The sequence below is a fragment of the Bacillus sp. 05T31 genome (assembly GCF_056396725.1).
The window spans coordinates 1-5,235 of the sequence record NZ_JBFTMA010000265.1; the positions used below are offsets into that span (position 1 = coordinate 1).

At 33.0% G+C, this 5,235-nt stretch carries 5 protein-coding genes, 1 tRNA gene and 1 pseudogene; 5 read left to right on the forward strand and 2 right to left on the reverse strand.

Annotated features, from left to right (window positions below; all coding sequences use genetic code 11):
• The coding region (locus AC1DJR_RS16430; RefSeq protein ID WP_477003039.1) for an ABC transporter permease at positions 1 to 600 on the forward strand (600 nt) is incomplete at its 5' end.
• 640 nt (positions 601 to 1,240) lie between these two features.
• On the opposite strand, the gene AC1DJR_RS16435 is transcribed toward AC1DJR_RS16430, so the two are convergent.
• Together AC1DJR_RS16435 and AC1DJR_RS16440 are read right to left on the reverse strand one after the other, a co-directional pair.
• Positions 1,241 to 1,313: transfer RNA gene (locus AC1DJR_RS16435), tRNA-Val, on the reverse strand.
• A 189-nt stretch (positions 1,314 to 1,502) separates the two neighbouring features.
• Positions 1,503 to 1,726 (reverse strand): annotated as a pseudogene (locus tag AC1DJR_RS16440) (hypothetical protein).
• 283 nt (positions 1,727 to 2,009) lie between these two features.
• Here AC1DJR_RS16440 and AC1DJR_RS16445 point away from each other — a divergent pair.
• From AC1DJR_RS16445 to AC1DJR_RS16460, 4 genes are all read left to right on the forward strand, one after another.
• Positions 2,010 to 2,237 (forward strand): hypothetical protein, encoded by a 228-nt coding sequence (locus AC1DJR_RS16445; protein WP_002135051.1) that lies wholly within the window; start codon positions 2,010 to 2,012, stop codon positions 2,235 to 2,237.
• Positions 2,238 to 2,391: 154 nt separating this feature from the next.
• Positions 2,392 to 3,678 (forward strand): D-alanyl-D-alanine carboxypeptidase family protein, encoded by a 1,287-nt coding sequence (locus AC1DJR_RS16450; protein ID WP_477003040.1) that lies wholly within the window; start codon positions 2,392 to 2,394, stop codon positions 3,676 to 3,678.
• Between the two features lie 197 nt (positions 3,679 to 3,875).
• Positions 3,876 to 4,445, forward strand: coding sequence for a signal peptidase I SipW (gene sipW / locus AC1DJR_RS16455; RefSeq protein WP_002064334.1), 570 nt, complete (start codon positions 3,876 to 3,878; stop codon positions 4,443 to 4,445).
• A 64-nt stretch (positions 4,446 to 4,509) separates the two neighbouring features.
• Positions 4,510 to 5,097 (forward strand): CalY family protein, encoded by a 588-nt coding sequence (locus tag AC1DJR_RS16460; RefSeq protein WP_000172837.1) that lies wholly within the window; start codon positions 4,510 to 4,512, stop codon positions 5,095 to 5,097.
• Positions 5,098 to 5,235: the final 138 nt, after the last annotated feature.

The window sequence follows — 5,235 nt, forward strand, 5'->3', positions numbered from 1 at the left end:
GAGTTAGTTGTTTCAAGTATTTCGCCTACCAAACATTTATATGCGAAGCTATTTTCAACATTATCAGCAGGTATTACGCAAATCATAATTTGGTGTTTGGTCGCAACTGTTGGGTATAAAACATCAGTTAATGATTCGGAAAATGATATTTTAAACAGTATTGATTTTAATTCTATTGCTCCTACTTTAGTGGTGTATGGGATTCTATTCTTCACATTAGGATTCTTATTATATGGCTCATTATCTTGTCTACTCGGCTCTATTATTAGTCGTATAGAGGAATCTTCTCAAGCTGTTATGCCGTTAACATTTATGTTAATTGCTGCTTTATATATCGCACTTTATGGAATGTCAAATCCAAGTAGCACGGTTGTTACCATTACTAGTTATATACCTTTCTTTACTCCTATTGTTATGCTCGTTCGAATTGGATTCCTCAATATCCCAGTATGGGAGATTGCGCTTGCATTAGCGATTCTAATCGCAACAATATGTATGATGATTGGTTTAACGAGTCGTGTTTACCGCGGTGGCGTATTATTATATGGTAAAGGCGCATTTAGTAATATCAAAAGGGCAATCAAGTTAGGGAAAAAATAAGATTGGCTTATTCATATTTAAAAAGACTACATAGTTAATCTATGTAGTTTTTTGTTGTTACAATAATTTTTATATATAAATTATTGTATTAGGCTATTTTTTAAAGAAAACTTTAAAAAGCTCCCAAGAAGAGAGTGAAGAATTGAGTTCTGGTGAACAACGCAGAGCTATGAGTGATATAATTTATGTCTTTCTCAAAAATTGAGGAAAAGAAGTAGGGGAAATGGTATAAATATAATATTAGCGATTGATGAACTGGAAGTTTCACAGAATCTTACGCAATGTTTCAATCGAAATAATATAAGTTGAAAGAAGTGGATATATTTATTGCTTTTTGAAGACATGTTGAATATTACAAGTTTAGAATCGCACTTTGCTATATCACGGTGAACGATATTATAAATAGAAGTAAATCAAATAAAATAAAGCTAGCTTAGATTGAATTTTTTTGTCTAAAATATTGACTCAAATCTAATAAGAGATTTAAAATCATAAGTCTATTTTCATATGAAAAATTAATCGTTAACCAAAAGAGAGCTATTGATCAAATCTTGAACAGTATATAAAAAATTTATTATAAAAATAATATATTGATTTGCTACATAAAGAAAGCCCCGTGACTATCAAGGGGTTTCTCATATGATCCCGACTGGGTTCGAACCAGCGACCTCCACCCTGTCAAGGTGGCGCTCTCCCTGCTGAGCTACGGGATCTTCAAAAATGCTATATATAATAGCATCTTTAATAATTATGCTAAAGCAATTATATATAATTAACTGAAAATTTACAATGTTTTTGTGTAGTAAGTTTTTAAAGAGGTAGTGCAATATAAAATAGGTTTTATTTCAGAGGTATACTAGTATGTATGTTTTTATATTTAATAAATAGAAGATGCTGAAGTGTTATGATTTCCGATACCAATCCAAAGGAYCTTYATCGCTTAARTCAACAAGAAAAGGGAATAAGAAGTGTAAAGGTAAGCTTATAAGTTCTGCATAGCGTTCAATGTTTTCTTTGATAGATATTGCCTTCCGAAACAATACGGACAATCTTTTTCAAATGTCACGAGTATCGACCATACATCTTTTACTTTCCACTTCGTTTTACAATATGTACAACGCGCCATGGAGTTCCTCCTCATTTTAAGGTGTTTTCTAATATATTCCATTTGATTGTACTAAAGTCAAGTGTATTTAGTGTGATAGAATATAAGTTGGTTTGTTTTTTTATATGGATGTATTCCGCAATTTATGACTAAATGAATGTAGTGTGAGGGTTATATAATAAGAGATTTTCATTTTTAATATGCAAATTGGCCAATATATCCTTTTTACAATTTTTAAGAAATCATGTATAAAAGAAGTACAAGATATTTATAAATATTCAGGAGTAGAGGGAGAATAATTGTAATGGTAAGAAAAACGTTTAAGATGCGTGTGTCTAGAAATAGAACGATTTCAATTGATGGTTCGATTCTTGATGTGGATGTGACGCATGATGAGTTTTTACAAGAGTTCGTTGAGTGGGTCGATTCTAAAGGTTGGTCGTTTATGGGTATGACGGACGAGATTACGCCCGAAGAAGCTGGGCAAAAGTTAATAGATTCGTTGATTGATGAGAAGGATAAGAAAGAGTAATTCCTTCTTATTTTTTGTTGTATATTTATGTTCCTAATCGTAAAAGTGTGATATAGTAAAAAAAGTGAATATTCTTCCAAATTAATACAAATTACATATAGGTTGGTAGAGGTATTTTATAGAATGTGAAAGTAAAGGGAAAAGGGAGAGTCATATGGTAAATTTTAAGAAAATTTCGGTTTTTGTTATGGTTATTTGTTTATTTTTTTTGACACCTATGACGTTATATGCTGAGACGAATATTGGAGTRAATCCGGAGCAAGTGGCACCWCCACCWGCGGAAGGGCCGAATGTTTTTAGTCAGTTTGCRRCTACGATTGATGCGAAAACAGGRGATRTGTTGTAYGACAAAAATGCACATCATCGTGCGTTYCCSGCTAGTATRACGAAAGTGTTAACGGCRATTTTACTKATGGAGCATACGAAGCCAGAGGATCAATTTACRTTTTCRCAATTAGCATTAGATCARGAGAAGAGTAATTATCAAATTGAGTTTCAMCCTGGTGAGACTATKAATAGAAATACTGCACTTATGATTTTAATGGTGCTGAGTGCGAATGATGTGTCGTATGCGATTGCGGAGCATATTGGAGGAAGTGTTGAAAACTTCGCCAATATGATGAATGAAAGGGCGAAGCAATTAGGGGCTAAAGATAGTCATTTTGTAACGCCAAATGGATTGCATGATCCAAATCATTATACGACGCCATATGATATGGCCATGATTACGAGAGGTGTGCAAAAGTATCCTGAAATTTTACAAGCGATGAATACGAAAAGAACGACGGTTAYGACATCTWCGCAAACAGTTTCTATTTTTAATAAGTCTACTTATTTTGAAAATCCATATAGCATTGGTGGTAAGACAGGATTTACGAATGAAGCACGCAATACGCTCGTTTTATTAAATGAGAARGATGGWAATCGTATTATAAATGTAGTAATGGCTTCTCAAAGACCTGAAATYTATGARGATTTRAAGCAGATGGCGGAATATTCTTTTGGGCAATTTACGAARCAAACKGTRCTAGATAAACATAGTTGGCAYCAAAAGRCAAMRTATTTAAATAAAGATGTTGATTCTGAGYTRGAAAAAAGTGCWGAGCTTATGCTAAAGAAAGATGAAGGGAAAAATATAAAAACGGCTTTTCGGGTTAATTCAGTGGATAAAGAATCTTTGTATCAAAAAGGAATTCATCGCGGTGAAGTAGTTGGTGCGGTAGATATTATAAAGAATAATCAAACGATTGAGACTATAAATGTTCTTTCAAAAGAAGATGTTACTTTTGCGATGCCTAAAAAAGATACAGTTGCACCTGAAGTAAAGGAATCGAATGTGAAAGTGATAAGTGTTGGAATAGGTGCGATTTTATTATTTGGAGCGATTTTATATGTAGTGCTGCGCCGAAATAACCAAGGGATGAAATCAGAAGAAAAATAAATTGCTAGTAGACCGTGATGAGATTTTGTCACGGTCTTTTTTGTATGCATTTCAAAAATAATTTAACTAATAATTGTAAATTTTCTTATTGCATTTCCAAATCGTTCGTTATATTATTTACTTGTGTTCTTGTTAGAGAACTAAAATGAATATTGTATACTTCAAATAACATARAACAACGGAGAGGGAGAGAGACGATGAAATTAATTTGGAAGGTGATTAGCAACGTTATCTCATTTGTTTTATTTGCGGTAATGGTTTGTTTAGCTTTTGTAGTTATTTCTTCAAAAGCGAGTGGCGGGGATCCAACAGTGATGGGATATCAATTTAAGAGCGTTCTTTCAGGATCGATGGAACCAACATTTTTAACAGGATCAATCATTGCGATAGAGCCAACGAAAGATGGTTCTAAATATAAAAAAGGTGATGTTATTACGTTTAAAGAGAAAGATGACAAAATTATCACTCACCGTATTATCGGTGTGAAAGATACAAATGGAAAAGTAATGTATGAAACAAAAGGGGATAACAACAACGGACCAGATTTAGCACCAGTACTTGCAGAGAATGTAATTGGAAAGTATGCAGATATTACAGTTCCATACGTTGGTTATGGACTGAATTATGCGAGTTCAAAAGCGGGAGCAGCATTACTTCTCATTATTCCTGGAGTCTTTTTACTTGGCTATTCCGCAATTTCTATTTTTGGCGCTATTCGTAGCATTGACGGAGAAAAGAAAGATAAAAAAGTAGAACAATCCGTCTAGTTCGTTTGGTTATACTTTCCGTTTAGGAAGTTAACAAATATATATATATTAAGGGGATATGGACATGACTTTAAAGAAAAAATTAGGAATGGGTATCGCATCAGCAGTATTAGGAGCAGCATTAGTTGGTGGAGGAACATTTGCATTCTTTAGCGATAAAGAAGTGTCAAATAATACATTTGCGGCTGGTACGCTTGATTTATCATTAAATCCATCAACAGTTGTTAATGTATCGAATTTAAAACCTGGTGATACAATTGAAAAAGAATTTAAACTAGAAAATAAAGGCTCTTTAGATATTAAAAAGGTTCTATTAAAAACAGACTATAATGTAGAAGATACGAAGAAAGATAATAAAGATGATTTTGGTAAACATATTAAAGTAACATTCTTAAAAAATGTAGATAAGCATGAGACGATTGTGAAAGAAACTACATTAGATAAATTGAAGGGTGATACACTTACAGCAGTAAATAATGATTTAGCTGCTTGGTTCTGGGATGAAAAAGGTATTTCTGCAGGTAAATCTGATAAATTCAAAGTGAAATTTGAATTCGTTGATAATAAAAAAGACCAAAATGAATTCCAAGGCGATAAGTTACAATTAACTTGGACGTTTGATGCACAGCAAGGCGATGGTGAAACGAAATAATAATGACAACAAAAAGAGACTATCAAAAGTGTGGTCTTACCCCTGTCAAGTAGACAGTATGAAAAAGACTAAGCAGCCATCGAGATTCGATATTCTATCGGAGCTCGATGGTTGAGTCGTTTTTGGAACCGTTTATAG